Source organism: uncultured Acidovorax sp. (assembly GCF_964021665.1).
GTDB lineage: Bacteria > Pseudomonadota > Gammaproteobacteria > Burkholderiales > Burkholderiaceae_C > Acidovorax > Acidovorax temperans.
In genome coordinates, this window is record NZ_CAXIAK010000017.1 from 37,491 (window position 1) to 52,825 (window position 15,335).

The 15,335-nt window shown below is 63.8% G+C and carries 13 protein-coding genes and 1 pseudogene; 13 read left to right on the top strand and 1 reads right to left on the bottom strand.

The window, feature by feature from the left end:
• Nucleotides 1–9: 9 nt before the first annotated feature.
• The 6 genes from AADJ04_RS05920 (at nucleotide 10) to AADJ04_RS05945 (ending at nucleotide 7,356) form a co-directional block, all read left to right on the top strand.
• Nucleotides 10–1,203 (top strand): formate dehydrogenase subunit gamma, encoded by a 1,194-nt coding sequence (locus AADJ04_RS05920; RefSeq protein WP_207373963.1) that lies wholly within the window; start codon nucleotides 10–12, stop codon nucleotides 1,201–1,203.
• A gap of 11 nt (nucleotides 1,204–1,214) precedes the next feature.
• Nucleotides 1,215–1,592 carry a hypothetical protein gene (locus AADJ04_RS05925; RefSeq protein ID WP_066697499.1) on the top strand — a complete coding sequence of 126 codons (378 nt, stop codon included), beginning with the start codon at nucleotides 1,215–1,217 and terminating at the stop codon, nucleotides 1,590–1,592.
• A 114-nt stretch (nucleotides 1,593–1,706) separates the two neighbouring features.
• Nucleotides 1,707–2,627, top strand: a complete 921-nt coding sequence (locus tag AADJ04_RS05930; protein ID WP_207373964.1) for a formate dehydrogenase accessory sulfurtransferase FdhD — start codon at nucleotides 1,707–1,709, stop codon at nucleotides 2,625–2,627.
• 120 nt (nucleotides 2,628–2,747) lie between these two features.
• Nucleotides 2,748–4,355 carry a C13 family peptidase gene (locus AADJ04_RS05935; RefSeq protein WP_341239041.1) on the top strand — a complete coding sequence of 536 codons (1,608 nt, stop codon included), beginning with the start codon at nucleotides 2,748–2,750 and terminating at the stop codon, nucleotides 4,353–4,355.
• A 12-nt stretch (nucleotides 4,356–4,367) separates the two neighbouring features.
• The gene (locus AADJ04_RS05940; RefSeq protein ID WP_341239042.1) at nucleotides 4,368–6,887 is read left to right on the top strand and encodes an FtsX-like permease family protein; all 2,520 of its coding nucleotides are present in this window, start codon (nucleotides 4,368–4,370) and stop codon (nucleotides 6,885–6,887) included.
• A gap of 61 nt (nucleotides 6,888–6,948) precedes the next feature.
• Nucleotides 6,949–7,356 (top strand): group II truncated hemoglobin, encoded by a 408-nt coding sequence (locus AADJ04_RS05945; protein WP_341239043.1) that lies wholly within the window; start codon nucleotides 6,949–6,951, stop codon nucleotides 7,354–7,356.
• Between the two features lie 71 nt (nucleotides 7,357–7,427).
• Here AADJ04_RS05945 and AADJ04_RS05950 read toward each other — a convergent pair whose 3' ends face one another.
• Entirely contained in the window at nucleotides 7,428–7,895 is a 468-nt protein-coding gene (locus AADJ04_RS05950; protein WP_341239044.1) for an Lrp/AsnC family transcriptional regulator, read from the bottom strand.
• 115 nt (nucleotides 7,896–8,010) lie between these two features.
• Between AADJ04_RS05950 and AADJ04_RS05955 the strand changes: the two genes are divergently transcribed.
• The 7 genes and pseudogenes from AADJ04_RS05955 to AADJ04_RS05985 form a co-directional block, all read left to right on the top strand.
• Complete coding sequence (locus AADJ04_RS05955; protein WP_341239045.1) at nucleotides 8,011–9,264, top strand: Zn-dependent hydrolase; 1,254 nt, start codon at nucleotides 8,011–8,013, stop codon at nucleotides 9,262–9,264.
• 53 nt (nucleotides 9,265–9,317) lie between these two features.
• Entirely contained in the window at nucleotides 9,318–10,559 is a 1,242-nt protein-coding gene (locus tag AADJ04_RS05960; protein WP_341239046.1) for a diaminopropionate ammonia-lyase, read from the top strand.
• Between the two features lie 14 nt (nucleotides 10,560–10,573).
• Nucleotides 10,574–11,740, top strand: coding sequence for a M20 aminoacylase family protein (locus AADJ04_RS05965; RefSeq protein WP_341239047.1), 1,167 nt, complete (start codon nucleotides 10,574–10,576; stop codon nucleotides 11,738–11,740).
• A 296-nt stretch (nucleotides 11,741–12,036) separates the two neighbouring features.
• Entirely contained in the window at nucleotides 12,037–12,309 is a 273-nt protein-coding gene (locus tag AADJ04_RS05970; RefSeq protein WP_341239048.1) for a hypothetical protein, read from the top strand.
• Between the two features lie 495 nt (nucleotides 12,310–12,804).
• Nucleotides 12,805–13,806, top strand: coding sequence for a dienelactone hydrolase (locus AADJ04_RS05975; protein ID WP_341239049.1), 1,002 nt, complete (start codon nucleotides 12,805–12,807; stop codon nucleotides 13,804–13,806).
• A gap of 46 nt (nucleotides 13,807–13,852) precedes the next feature.
• Nucleotides 13,853–14,899 (top strand): dienelactone hydrolase family protein, encoded by a 1,047-nt coding sequence (locus AADJ04_RS05980; RefSeq protein WP_341239050.1) that lies wholly within the window; start codon nucleotides 13,853–13,855, stop codon nucleotides 14,897–14,899.
• Nucleotides 14,896–15,335 (top strand): annotated as a pseudogene (locus AADJ04_RS05985) (serine hydrolase); the annotation flags it as partial. The gene AADJ04_RS05980 and the pseudogene AADJ04_RS05985, both read left to right, overlap by 4 nt.

Consider the following 15,335-nt stretch of genomic DNA (forward strand, 5'->3'; position numbering starts at 1 on the left):
AGGTCTGCCATGAAACACAGTATCTGTGCCGTGCTGCTGGCCTTGGGTGCGCTGGCTGCGCAGGCCCAGGCGCCAGCGGGGCCCACGGCCTCGGGCGTTGTGGGCCAGGCGCCTGCCGCTCTGGGGGTGCAAGGGCAAAACATTTTTGATGTGAAGCCCGACGCGAGCGCCGAGCCCGGCTATGCCGAGCAGACCAACGGCGAACGCATGAAGGTACAGCCCGGCAACAATGCACCCATGTGGCGGCAGGTGGGGCAGGGCGTGACTGGCTACAGCAGCCTGCCCAAAACGCAGGCGCCTGAAGCAGGCAACCTGATCCAGCCCTTTGTGCAGTACCCCGGCTCCCGCGTGAGCAGCGCGGGCGAGGCTTGGCGCCAGGTGCGCAACCAATGGATCATTCCCTACGGCGCAGCGCTGTTCGCGATTGTTCTGCTGGCCCTGGGCATCTTCTACTTCACCAAGGGGCCGCTGGGGCACGACCACCCGGAAGGCCCTGGCACGCGCCGCATTGAACGCTTCACGCCGTTCGAGCGCGCAGCCCACTGGGCGAATGCCTTTGCCTTCATTGCCCTGGCCATTTCGGGCATCGTGATGGCGTTTGGCAAGTTCTTCCTGCTGCCCATCATGGGTTCCACGCTGTTTGGCTGGCTGACCTACGCGCTCAAGAACGTGCACAACTTCGTAGGGCCGCTGTTTGCCGTCTCGCTCCTGGTGATCATCCTCACGTTCGTGAAGGACAACATTGCCAACCGCGCCGACTTCGTGTGGCTGTCCAAGGGCGGTGGCATGCTGGGCGGCGACCACCAGGTGCCATCACATCGCTTCAACGCGGGGGAGAAGGGGTTGTTCTGGTGGGGCATCACCATCCCTGGTATTTTTGTGGTGGCCACGGGGCTGGTGCTCGACAAACTCATCCCCGGCTTTGGTGATGTGCGCAGCGACATGCAAATCGCCCACATGATCCATGCCACCCTGGCGATCTGGATGATGGCGCTGATCTGCGGTCACATCTACATGGGCACGGTGGGCATGAAGGGCGCCTACAAGGCCATGAAGACCGGTTACGTGACCGATGAATGGGCCAAGGAGCACCACGAGCTGTGGCACGACGACGTGCAGGCAGGCAAGATCCCACGGCAGCGCAGCGCCGCCCATCAGGGCGATGCTGCAGCCACCACTGCGGGCCAGCCCGCGCAGGTATGAGGCAACGCACCATGAAGCAAATCTTCCGATCGTCCCTGCTGGCGCTGTGCGCCGGTGTTCTGTGTTCTGTGGCGCTGGCCAAGTTGCCTGCCCCCACGCCTGAAGCTGCTGAAAAGGCCGCCGAAGCGGCTGCCAAGGCTGCCTGGTCGGGCAAGGTAGACAACTACAAGCTCTGCCAGGCGCAAGACCGCGTGGCGGCGCACTACCGCAAGACGGCCAAGGACGCCAAGCCCGCCGCAGCATCCGCACCTTGCGCCGACCCCGGCCCATTCGCCTACACGCCGCCGGCTGCGAAGCCGATTGAGGCGGCAGGCGCTCATTCGCCACCAGGCACGGCCAGCAGCCCGCCCAGTACCACCACACCAGCGGCGTCTGCGCCCAAGTCCTGACAGCGGACCCGGCGGCCATCGGCACGGCAGCGTGCCTGCGTGGTTCGCCCCGTCGCTGATCCGGCCGCAAGTTCCAATGAGCTTGCGGCTTTTTTTTGCGTGTACCCTGCGCCCATGAACGATTCCACATTGGCCCCCTCCCTCCCGTCACAGCCTTTCGTGTTGCCCCGCCTGACCCAGGCGCAAGCCCCCCTCACCCAAGCGGTGGATGTGATCAACGAGCGGGGAGAGACTGAGCAGGTGCACATTCCTGCAGAGCGCCCCTTGACGGTGTATGTGGACCGCCGGGAGCTGGTCACGCTGATGACGCTGGGCGCGCACCCCGAGCTGCTGGTGCTGGGCTACCTGCGCAACCAGCGGCTGGTGGATTCGGTGTTCGACATTGAATCCATCACCGTGGACTGGGAGGTGAACGCCGCCGCCGTGCGCACGCGCCACGGCATCGCCCGCATTGAAGAGCGCACCGCCAGCAAGGTCGTGACCACCGGTTGCGGGCAGGGCAGTGTGTTTGGCGGCCTGATGGACGAGGTGGACCGCATTGAGCTGCCGCAGGCGCAGCTCACCCAGGCACAGTTGTATGGCCTGGTGAATGCCATCCGCCTCAAGGAAACCACGTACAAATCCGCAGGCTCGGTGCACGGCTGCGCGCTGTTCCGTGGCGAAGACATGCTGGTGTTTGTGGAAGACGTGGGCCGCCACAATGCCATCGACACCATTGCAGGCTGGATGTGGATGAACCCGGAAGCCCCTTCTGCAGCGCGCTCAATCCAGGCAGGGCAGACCGATACCGCGTCGTTCCAACCCATGGGCGGTGCCGATAAGGTGTTCTACACCACCGGGCGGCTGACCAGCGAGATGGTCATCAAGTCCGCGCAGATGGGCGTGCCCATTGTGGTGTCGCGCAGCGGCATGACGCAGATGGGCCATGCCGTGGCCCAGCAACTGGGCCTGTGTGCCATTGGCCGCGCCACCAACCGACGCTTTGTCTGCTACGCGGGCGCGCACCGGCTGGTGCTGCAGCCCGAGCTGGCCTGAGCCCGCATCCTGCTATAAGCCGCCCGCCCTGTACTGCGTTGGATGCTATTGAAAAGATAGCTGCTGGCGCTTGATGGATAAGCGCCAGGTGCCAATTTTGTCTCATGGCATGATGGCGCCATGATTGCCGAGTCGCCGTCCCCCGAAACCCCCGCTACTGCTTCGCAGCCCAGTGCAGCACCTCCGCCCCCGTCCGCGCCTGCGCCCCAGCGTTTACCCGCCTACCGCTGGGTGCTGGAGGGCCTGCGCGCGGCGGCCTTCCTGACCCCTCGCACAGGCATAGCTGCACCCACGCCATTGCAATTGCTGGTGCTGCTGGCCGCCAACTGGGGGCTGGTGTTGTGGGGCGAATGGTGGGCCACTGCTGGCCCCGTGGAGTTCAATGCACGTGCGTGGCTGGGGCAGCAGTGGCTGTCGCTGGCTTTGATGGGCGCGGCGTGGTGGGCCATGGCGCCTGCCCAAGACCGCAGCGGTGTGTTCTCCAACCCGCAGCGGGCGCCCGGTGGTGGGCTTCCCGCCTGGCTGCTGCTCAGCAACTGGGCCATGCTGCCCTGGCTACTGCCCACCTTTGCCTTGCCTGCCAGTGTCGATGCCAGCCTGGGCGCTGACGCATTGGCGGGCGCAGGCGATTGGGCTTGGCAGGATGGGATGCTGGATGGCTTGGCGCTGCTGGCGTTGCTGTTGTCTCTGGCTGTGCTGCTGCGCCTCACGGCGCGCTTCATCCAGTCGCGCTGGCGCACGGCGGTGTTTGCCCTATGTTTGTTGGGAGGCATGGCCGCGCAGTTCTATCTGGGCGTGGAGCCTTCGTGGCAGCCCGTGGTCACGGCACCAGCTGCGGGCGCTGATCCGGGCCTCGGCGAGCCATCCGCTGGCGTGCCTTTGTCCCAGTCGGTGTTTGAGGGCCAGCAACTCATGCTGGAGGCCTACACCCAGGACCTGACCCCCGAGCGCCCCGGCGTGGTGGATGTGTACGGACTGGTGTTTGCCCCTTATGCGGGCGAGGAGGTGTTTCGCCGTGAAAGCACCATGGTGAGCGACCTGCTGCAAGACCGCTTCGACGCCGAAGGCCGCGTGCTGCACCTGCTCAACCACCCTGATACCGCAGACACCCACCTGTGGGCCACGCCCGAGAACCTGCGCAGTGCCATCGATGCCCTGGCGGCCACCATGGACCGCGAGGAGGACGTGTTGGTGCTCTACATGACTTCGCACGGCGCGCGCGACCACCAGCTGGCCGCCGCCCACCCGCCCCTGCAGGTGGACCCCATGACCCCCGAGCTGCTGCGCCACATGCTGGACGACGCGGGCATTCGCCACCGGGTGATCGCCATTTCTGCCTGCTATTCCGGTGGCTGGCTTGATGCGCTGACCACACCATCCACCCTCATCATGACGGCGGCAGACGCCACCCACACGTCCTACGGCTGCGGCACCCGTTCAGAGCTGACCTTCTTTGGCCGGGCGGTGTTCCATGAGCAGCTGCGCTCCACCTATTCCTTCACCGAGGCATTTACCAAGGCCGTGCCCATCATTGCGCAGCGCGAAATTCAGGCTGGCAAGGACGATGGCTTCTCCAACCCCCAGATGCGCGTGGGGGCAGAGATCGACCCCGTGCTCAACGCCCTGGCCCGGCGGCTGGCGGCGCAAGAGGGCCCGGTGCTGCGGCCCGGCGGCAAAGGCCTGGTCGCGCAAATCCCTATGGCCTACCACTCAGCGCAATTGCGCTAAGGTTTGCCCCCTATGAAACTGTCTTTCCTGCGCCTTGGGTGGCGCACCTTGCTGCGCGACCTGCGCGCGGGTGAACTGCGTTTGTTGATGGTGGCCGTCACGCTGGCCGTGGCCGCGCTCACCTCGGTGGGTTTTTTTGCGGACCGGCTCCAGGGCGGGCTGCAGCGCGACGCCCTGCAACTGCTGGGCGGCGATGTTGTGGTCGCCAGCGACAACCCCACGCCCCAGGCCTTTGTGGACAAGGCCCAGGCGCTGGGCTTGCAAGCCGTGGGCACCATGGGCTTTCCTACCATGGGGCGGGCCAGTGATGCGCAGGGGGGCGCCAGCAAGCTGGTGGCCCTCAAGAGCGTTGCGCCGGGCTACCCGCTGCGCGGCACGCTCAAGGTGGCCGATGCCCCCGGCGCCGCCGAGCAAGCCACGCGTGACATTCCCGCCCCCGGCGAGGTGTGGGTCGATGCCCCCCTGCTCGATGCCCTGGGCCTGGCCATGGGCGACCAGCTCCTCTTGGGCGATGCCCAGTTGCGCATTGCCCGCATCATCGTCATTGAGCCTGACCGTGGCGCGGGCTTCATGAGTTTTGCGCCGCGCGTCATGCTCAACGCGGCCGATGTGCCCGCCACTGGCCTGGTGCAGCCTGCCAGCCGCATCACCTACCGCTTTGCCGTGGCGGGGCAGCCCGCCGCCGTGAAGGCGTTTGCAGAATGGGCGGCTGAAGAGGTCAAAAAGCCCGACGTGCGCGCCGTGCGGGTGGAATCGCTGGAAAGCGGCCGCCCCGAGATGCGCCAGACGCTGGACCGCGCCCAGAAGTTCTTGAGCCTGGTGGCCCTGCTGGCCGCGCTGCTCTCGGCCGTGGCCGTGGCGCTGGCCGCGCGCGGCTTTGCGGCCGACCACCTGGACGCATCGGCCATGCTGCGCGTGCTGGGACAAAGCCAGCGCACCATTGCGGGCGCCTACACCACCGAATTTGCGCTCATTGGCGTATTTGCCAGCGCGCTGGGCGTGGCGGTGGGCTATCTGGTGCACAACGTGTTTGTGCTGCTGCTGTCGGGCCTGGTCGAATCGGCCCTGCCCGCGCCCAGCCTGTGGCCCGTGGCCTTTGGCCTGGGCATGGGGCTCACACTGCTGTTGGCCTTTGGCCTGCCGCCTGTGTTGCAACTGGCGCAGGTGCCGCCGCTGCGCGTCATCCGACGCGATGTGGGCGGTCTCAAGCCCGCATCGCTGGCCGTGCTGTGCGTGGGTGTGGCGGGCTTTGCCGCGCTGCTGCTGGCCGTGAGCAGTGACCTCAAGCTGGGCCTCATCGCCGTGGGCGGCTTTGCCGGGGCCGTGGCCCTGTTTGCGGGCCTGAGCTGGGTGGCCGTGAAGCTGCTGCGCAAAAGCGTGAATGAAACCACCGCACCGCGCTGGCTGGTGCTGGCCACCCGGCAAATCTCGGCCCGCCCGGCCTATGCCGTGGTGCAGGTCAGCAGCCTGGCCGTGGGCCTGCTGGCCCTGGTGCTGCTGGTGCTGCTGCGCACCGACCTGATCAGCAGCTGGCGCCAGGCCACCCCGCCGGATGCGCCCAACCGCTTCGTCATCAACGTCATGCCCGAGCAGGCCGACGACTTCCAGAAAAACCTGCAGACCAACGGCGTGGCCAAGTACGACTGGTACCCCATGATTCGCGGCCGCCTGCTGGCCGTGAACGGCCAACCCATGGGGCCGGACAACTACACCGAAGACCGTGCCAAGCGGCTGGTAGACCGCGAGTTCAACCTCTCCACCGCCGTGCAGCAGCCCCCCCACAACCAGATCGTGGCGGGCCGCTGGACCGAGAACGAGGCCGGTGCCGTGAGTGTGGAAGAAAGCATTGCCGAGACCCTGGGCCTGAAGCTGGGCGACCGCCTGCTGTTCGACATTGGCGGCGTGCAGAACGAAGCCCGCATCACCAGCCTGCGCAAGGTGGACTGGGGCTCCATGCGCGCCAACTTCTTCGTGATGTACCCGGTGCAGCAGCTCGAAGGCGTGGCCATCACCTACCTCGCAGCCTATCGCGCGCCTGAAGTGCAGGGCTTTGACAACGCGCTGGTGCGCCAATTCCCCAACATCACCAACGTGGACATGGCCAGCGCCATCAACCAGGTGCAGCGCGTGCTCGACCAGGTGATCCGCGCAGTGGAGTTTTTGTTTGCCTTCACCCTGGCGGCCGGGCTGGTGGTGCTGTTTGCGGCTGTGACCGCCACGCGCGAGGAACGCGCGCGCGAGTTCGCCATCATGCGCGCCGTGGGCGCCCGCGCCAGCCTGCTGCGCCAGGTGCAGCGCGCAGAGCTGGTGGGCGTGGGCCTGCTGGCCGGCTTCCTGGCCAGCGCTGTCGCCGTGGGCGTGGGCTGGGGGCTGGCACGCTACGTGTTTGACTTTGCCTGGACGGCATCGCTGTGGGTGCCGCTGGCCGGGGCCTTGGCTGGCGCCGTGCTGGCCTTGCTGGCCGGGTGGTGGGGCCTGCGCGAAGTGCTGCGCCGCCCCGTGGTCGAGACGCTGCGCCGCGCCGCCGAATAAAATGCTATAAAAAACAGAGCTGCTGGCGCTTGTCTATCAAGCGCTAGCGGCCAATTTGACTATGAATGAAGAAACCCAAGCCGCCAACACCATCACCCCGTTTGAATGGATTGGGGGTGAGGCCCGCGTGCACGCCCTGACCGACCGCTTCTACGACCTGATGGACCTGGAGCCCGCCTACACCGAACTGCGCGCCGCCCATGGCCCTGAACTGGACAGCGCCCGGCAAAAGCTCTTCTGGTTCCTGTGCGGCTGGCTGGGCGGCCCGTCGTACTACACCGACCAGTTCGGCCACCCGCGCCTGCGTGCGCGGCACATGCCGTTTTCCATTGGCATCAAAGAACGTGACCAGTGGGTGGCCTGCATGGACCAGGCCATGGGTGAGACCGGCGTGCCCGACGACCTGCGCGCACGCCTGCGCGAGAGCTTCATGGGCACGGCCGACTGGATGCGCAACCGGGGTGTTTGAGCCCGCAGTGTGGGGCGCGTAGGCCTGAGCCTTGGCTTGCTGCCGTGGTCTTGGAGCGCGATGCGCCCGGTTCAGACCATGTCCACCGGCACCGTGCTGCCGGTCTTCACTCGGTTCATCACCACCAGGGTGTTGAATGACTTCACGTTGCCCGACTCGAAAAACAGCTCCCGCGTGAGTTCTACATACTGGTCCATCGACCGCACCAGGAAGATCAGCACAAAGTCCCACTCGCCGGTGACGTAGTAGCACTGCTGCACCTGGGGGCACGCGGCAAAGCGGCGCTGCATCTCGTCTAGCAGGTGGGCGCGCTCGTTTTCGGCTTTCACTTCCACGATCACCGTCAGGTCGTAGCCCAGTGCGCGCGGGCTCAGTTGTGCCGAGAATTTTTCGATCATCCCCGCGCCTTCCAGCAGCTTGAGTCGGCGGTTGACCGCCGCGGTCGAGAGGTGGGCCCGCTGGCCCAGTTCGCTTTGGGGCACGCGCCCATCGCCTTGCAGGGCCGCCAGCAGCGTGCGGTCATAGTTGTCCAGCTTCATCGGGGCGCTTTCGTTGCCAATGTTGAAAAACGTTCAGTTTTCAGATCGATTTTTCGAAAACTGATTCTGGCACGCGAAATATTATTCACAGCCATCCCCCTGTGAAAGAACCCACATGGCCTTGCCAGACCCCTTGTTGGACACCGCAAAACTGCTGGAACAGCTTCGCGAACTCGGTGCCATCGGCCACGATGCAGCGCAAGGCGGCCGCACCCGCATTGCCCTGACCGACGAAGAAAAAACCGGGCGTGACCTGCTGGTGCGCTGGATGCGCGAACTGGACCTGGAAGTGCGCGTGGACCAGATCGGCAACATCTTTGGCGTACTGCATGCCGAACACTCTGGAGGCATGGCCCAGCCTTTGATGATGGGTTCACACATCGACACCGTGCGCAATGCAGGCGCGCTGGATGGCTGCTATGGCGTGCTGGCGGGCTTGGCCGTGGTGCGTGCTTACCGGCAGGCAGGCCTGCGCCCGGCGCGTGCCATTGTGGTGGCGGCGTTCACCAACGAAGAAGGCGTGCGTTACCAGCCGGACATGATGGGCTCGCTGGTGTATGCCGGTGGCATGGATGTGCAGGCAGCGCTCAACACCGTGGGCACCGACGGAACACGCCTGGGTGACGAGCTGGCCCGCATTGGCTACGCGGGTGACATGGCGCCGGGCGCCATCGTGCCGCGCGAATACATCGAACTGCACATCGAGCAGGGCCCGGTGCTGGAGGCCGAAGGCAAACTCATCGGCGTGGTGGAGAGCTTGCAGGGCATCTCCTGGCAGAAGGTGACCATCACCGGTGTGGCCAACCACGCAGGTACCACGCCCACGCGGCTGCGCCACGATGCCGGCTACGCAGCTGCGGCTTGCGTGGCCTTCCTGCGCGAGCAGGTGGTGGGCGCGGCGCCTGAAACGACCCTCGCCACGGTCGGGTCGCTGCGCCTGGAGCCCGACCTGATCAATGTCATCCCCCGCAAAGCTACCTTCACCGTGGACCTGCGCGACCCCGGCGAGCAGCGTCTGCAAACCGCAGAGAGCCGTCTGGCCGATTTTCTGGCCACGCTGGCCGGGCGCGAGGGCGTGACGGTTGAAACCGAGCAACTGGTGCGCTTTGAACCCGTGGTGTTCGACGCGGCTTTGACCGATCGCATTCAGGCTGCAGCACAGCGGCGCGGGGTGCCGCACCGCCGCATGACCTCTGGCGCTGGGCATGACGCGCAGATGTTGGCCCGCATCGCCTCATCAGCCATGATTTTTGTGCCCAGCCGCGGCGGTATCAGCCACAACCCGCGTGAGCACACCGACGATGACCAGCTGGCCCTGGGTGCCCAGGTGCTGCTGGATGTGGTGCAAGACTGCCTGCGTGGGCAGTGACCGGCCACCGATTGCCAGTGTATTTTTTATTCCCCCACCCAGAAGGCCCCACCATGTTGTTTCTGAACCCCCGCGCCACGCGCGCCGACTACCCTGCGGAGTTGTCGGCCATCATGAACATCGCGCAGGCGCACCAAAGCCGTGAGTGGTTGTCTTCCTGGCGTGGCATCCATCCCAACGCCACGCCGCTGTACGACCTGCCCGATGCGGCTGCGCGTTGCCAGGTGGGCCGCCTGTGTCTCAAGGATGAATCGGTGCGCTCACCGCTGGGCAGCTTCAAGGCGCTGGGCGCTCCCATCGCCCTGGTGCGTCAAATCTTGCGGCTGCACCCCGACTTTGAACCTGCCGCCATCCTCACCGGCCGGTATGCAGAAGCGCTGCGTGGCTACACCGTGATCAGCGCCACCGACGGCAACCACGGACGGGGCTTGGCTGCCGCAGCCCAAGACGCCGGGTGCCGCTGCGTCATCGTGCTGCACGCCCACGTCAGCCCCGAACGGGAGCAGGCCATTGCCGCCTATGGCGCGGACATCGTGCGCATTGCCGGCAATTACGATGAATCGGTGCAGGAAGCAGCACGCCTCGCCGCAGCCCACGGCTGGCAGGTGATTGCCGACACCTCGTACGACGGCTACGAGGACATTCCACGCGATGTGATGCAGGGCTATGGCGCCATTGCCGAAGAGATCGTGGAGCAGACAAGTGCACAGCGTGGCAGGGCGGGGACCTTCACCCACGTCTTCCTTCAAGGCGGGGTGGGCGGGATGGCGGCTGGCCTGGCCAGCTATTTCTGGGAATACCACGGCGCCCAGCGCCCTTGCTTTATATCGGTGGAGCCCGCCCAGGCCGACTGCCTGCTGCAAAGCGCCATCCAGGGCCGCCCAGCCAAGGCCACCGGCACGGTCGATTCCGTCATGGCTGGTCTGGCCTGTGGCGAAACATCGCCCCTGGCCTGGCGTTTTCTGCAGCCTTGCGTAGACGCCTTCATGACGATTGAGGACGAGCAGGCCATCGAAGCCATGCGCAGCTTGGCCCAGGGCAGCGAACGTGACACCCCCATCGTTGCGGGTGAATCGGGTGTTGCCGGGCTGGCAGCGCTGGAGTGGCTGCGCAGTGATCCGCGGCGCTCAGAGCAGGTCGGGCTCACGGCCGAGTCGCGCGTGCTCATCATCAGCACCGAAGGCGCTACCGCCCCCCGCGAATACACCCGCCTGGTGGGTCAGAGTGCGGAGCAAGTGCTGCAGCGCCAGCAAGCGTGGCAAGCCGCGCATTCCCTGCAAACCCAACTTGCCTGAACAGGAGGCACCGCATGTATGTGGACACAGAACTGGGCACCCAGATGGTGCGCTGGCGCCGGGAGTTGCACCAGTTCCCGGAAACCGGGTTCAACGAGCACAAGACCGCAGCCTTCGTTGCCGCTGCGTTGCGGGCCATGGGCCTGGAAGTGCACCAGGGCATTGGCGGCACCGGCCTGGTAGCCAGTCTGAAGGTGGGCGAGGGCCAGGGCGTGATCGGCCTGCGCGCCGATATGGATGCTCTGGCCATGACCGAGACGGCGCAAGGGCGCGAACACATCTCGCGCAACCCTGGCTGCATGCACGGCTGCGGCCACGACGGGCATATGGCCATGCTGCTGGGCGCAGCGCAGCTACTGAGCCAAAGCCGTGACTTCAACGGCACGGTGCGCTTCATCTTCCAGCCTGCCGAAGAGCATGGGCGCGGCGCACGCGCCATGATGGACGACGGGTTGTTTGAGCGCTTTCCTGTCGATGAAATCTACGGTGCGCACAACATCCCGGGCATGCCCGTGGGCCATATCGCCACGCGCGAAGGCGGCATCATGGCCAGCGAAGACAACTTCGTCATCCGCATCACTGGCCGGGGCGGCCACGCGGCCCGCCCACATCTGGCCATTGATCCCCTGGTCGTCGCGGCCGAGATCATCCTGGCCCTGCAATCCATCGTGGCCCGCGCGGTAGACCCTGCCGAGCCCGCCGTGGTGTCGTGCACCGAAATCCACAGCGATGGCATTCGCAACGCGCTGCCCACCCATGTGGAAATCAAGGGTGATACGCGCAGCTATTCACGCCAGGTGCAGGCGTTGCTAGAGCGCCGCATGCGTGACATCTGCCACGGCATTGCCGCAGCCCACGGCGCTACCTGTGAAGTGCAATACACCCACGAATTCGTCCCCACCATCAACTGGCCCCAATGCACCCCGGTGGCCATCCGCGCTGCGCAGGCCGTGGTGGGCCATAGCAACGTGGACGCGAACGTTGCGCCGATGATGATTTCGGAAGACTTCGGCGCCTTCCTCACCGCCGTGCCCGGTGCCTTCGTCTTTATCGGCAATGGCGCCACAGGGGCGACTGGTGGCGTGCCGTTGCACAACGCCCAATACGACTTCAACGACGCCGTGCTGCCGATTGGCGGACGTTACTTTGCAGAAATCGTGCGACAGCGGCTTGCGGTGTGAGCTGTGGGGATGCTTCTGCCGATCTGTGGTGCTGGCCCAGGGGGCAGGGGCGGCGCTGACAAGAAAAAAGCCCAAGCAGCTGAACTGCTTGGGCTTTTTTGGTTGACGGAGAGCGGAGCGTTGAGACTCCATCAAGAATCCGGCTTCGGCGCTGCTGCTTTGATATCGCGTCATGTCCAAGGATGTCAGGGTGACATTTCGGCCTAAGGCAAGGCTGAGAAAGAGTTTGCGGTCACCTGCGCGGCACGTACGAGCCTCAAGGCGCAGCGTTGGAGGGCAATACGGTCAAGGGCAATGTGACATACACCGTCCAGCGAACCGAAGGCAGCAAGGAGATACTGGTCAAGCTCACGGGACACTTGGCATTCATGGGACTTTTCCACGATCTGGCGATGCTCCGGGTGTTCGACAAGAGCGAAGCGGAGATTGCCAAGATTGCCGGTGAAGCGCCGCCAGCGGCCGAGGCCAAACCAGCGGAGCCGCCTCCACCCGAGGTCTCGCCAGTCGCTCAGCCTGCGCCAGCCGTAGCCACGCCAGCGCCTGCGAACAGGGCATCCGCTGTAGCGTAAGTCGCTTCGCCAGCCAACGTAACGGCTGCGGCTGTGACTATCCCGTATCTCTGCACCGCTGCTGAGACCCCGATCTTTGCGTGTTCCGCCGGCAAGAGGTGCGCCTCGGTTTGTGTTTGCCGCGCGGGTGGCAATGAGCAGTTGACGTACCGGATTGCACCTCAGGAAAGGGCGGTAGAGATGGAGTATCCGAGCGGCAGCGCTGGTGCGGCTTCAGCTTTCCAGCGTGGCTCACAGGTTGCTCAAGACGGTACTGCTGTGAGCTTCTTGTCCTTTGACAAGGGCAACTACCGCTATGTCGTTATGCCGGTGGCGGTGAAAATGGACGCAAGGGAGTGGTGGTCGAGCAGAGTGGCAAGCGCATTGCTGATCTGCGCTGCCAGAGTGATGCAATGTCCGCGATAAGCACGAAAGAGCTTGATCACTACGGGATGCGCGTGGACTCACGGCCTCTGCAGCTTCACTGATGAATCACCCAACAAAGAGAGCGTGCTCATGACCAGACAATTTCTCAAGGCTGTTTCTCGCTTAGCCGCCGTGATGGCTATCTGCGTGGCTTCAATGACCAGCCATGCAAATGAAGATGTGATCTCTGTTGAGAAGTTTCAACCGGCCATCACTGTGCAGTTCGCCCCCGAAAGACCCAATGGTTGGGAATTGGAGCGACCCATGGCGGCTTACGGCATGAATCTGTTTGCCGCCAACGTCACCGCATACAACGGCAAGGGGAAGCTGATCTCAAGCTGGAGCCCTCAGCAGGGGCGCGTGTTTGAGCAGCCCACCGTGATCATCGTGCACGGTGGCCACGGCATCTCCCCGGCCAACGTGGATATGGCGGTTTGGCTGCGCAAAGAACTCAAGGCCAACGTGCTTATCTTGGACTCCTACTGGTCACGCGGAAGGTCGGAGAACTGGCTCGCGTGGACGGAGTACGGTGCCAACATGCGCGTGCTTGATCTGATCGCAGCAGCACGTTTTACGCAAAGCCAAGGCGCTGATCCGAAGAAGACTTTTGTGGTCGGCGGCAGTCAAGGTGGTTGGACTGTATTGCGAGCTTTCAGCAATCACAACCTCAGCGGTGAGGTGAAATCCTTGCTGGTGGGCGGTGCATCGCTGTACCCCAACTGCTATGTCAAAGAGTCGATCTTTGGAAAATCCCCCAGTGGCACCACCGACAAGCAGTTTGCCCCACCTCTTGGCAACTATGTGGCTCCGGTGATTGCTTTTACCGGCACTAATGACTCGGCAACGCCTTTGTCGCAGTGCAATGTTGAGAAGGTATTCAAAGGCGTTGAGAAGTGGACCAACTTTGAAGGTGCCACTCACTCATGGGATTCACCCAGCGGCGGCATTGGTCGGCCAGGAGTCGATGGCAGTTGCTCTAACGCGCTCAACAAGTACAACCAGTTTCCGGTCTGTCGCAACAACAATTACACCGAGATCATGCGCAGCGACATTCTTGCCTTTATCGAACGGCACCTACCCAAAGCGCAATAGTCGCGGTTGCCAACGTCGTTTTGTTGAATCCTTGTACTTGTCCAATATGAATAAACAAAAGCTCTCTGCTTTGTGTCTCATTGCGTCAGTTTGGACTACGGTCTTCCTGTCACCAGCAGTCAAGGCTGCACCACTTTCAGACCTAAGTGGCGGTCAAACCGGCCGTATCGAGTTTACATCCTCCACCCCCGACCACCGCTGGGCACTGATCCGTGGCCGGTTGGGTCCTGAAGTGACGGTTTATGGCGATCTATTAATGCCAACTCAAGCGAGTAGCGGCAAGGTGCCAGCAGTGGTGTTCTCGCACGGCAGTGAGGGCGTAAGCAGCCTATACTTCGATGTGTGGGCCAAAGCACTGAATAACGCGGGGTATGCTGTGTTTGTGGTGGACAGTTTCAAGCCGCGTGGAGAGGACAGAGTCACTGGCCCCACAAAGCAATTGACTTGGAATACCGTGGCCAACACTACGGATGCCCTGTATGCGCTCAAGCTGCTGGCAACCCACCCCCAGATCGACAGCAGCCATATCTTCCACATGGGTTGGTCGCGAGGCGGGCAGGCCTTGCTGGATGCGGCATGGCCGACGTACCAGCAGCATGTGCTTCCCGCCAACTTGAAATGGGCTGGCGGGGTAGCGGTTTATCCCGGCTGCAACATGCGCTACCGGGTGGACCACCACAGCAAACTACCCGCTCCAATCTTTATGGTGCTAGGTGAGAAGGATGACATGACCTTGCCGAAGCCTTGTATGGAGTTAGCGGAGGAGTACGCCGCAGCAGGCAATCCAGTGAGCTACAAGGTATATCAAGGTGCAACGCACGTTTTCGACCGCCTCAATATGCCCTGGAAGAAACACAACGAAGGCAACTTCAATCTCTGCTCCATGGACGTACGAATGCCCTACGGAGCAAACGACCGCACTTGGGGTCCAGCTCACGACAAATATTCGGGCAAGACCTTCACCGATAACGCGGAATGGAACGCCTACGTACCAAAGTGCAGGCAGACGTCCTGGGTCACGGTGGAAAGTAACGAGAAGGCCCGAGAGCAAGCCGTGAAAGACGTTCTGGCGTTTCTGAAAGGTATCCAATGAAGCAGCTCACCACCAAACACACCTTGCGGCTGCTGGCGGCCGCTGCCCTGACTTTCTGCGCTCAGGCCATGGCTCAGGTCACTCCGGTGGCTGATGGCGGTGCCGCTGCTCCGGATGAATGGCTGCTGGCCAAGACTGGCCCACGCTGGTTCCAGATCACGCAGCCAAGCCCTAACCCGAGCGCGTTGAACACACGCGCGCCATCGGCTGGAGAAAGCGCTCTCGTAGACCGTGCTCACGCCCTCGTCGGCCAACGGCCAGCCAAAGCCTTTGCGCTGCTGGACGGCAACACCATCGTGTACTCGGCGTTCAATGCACCGGCAGACTCCGACTCGCTATTCTTCGGTATGTCCATGGGCAAGACGGTCACGGCCATGGCGGTGGGGCAAGCCATCTGCGCAGGCAAGCTCACGCTGCAGTCAAAGGCCGGTGATGT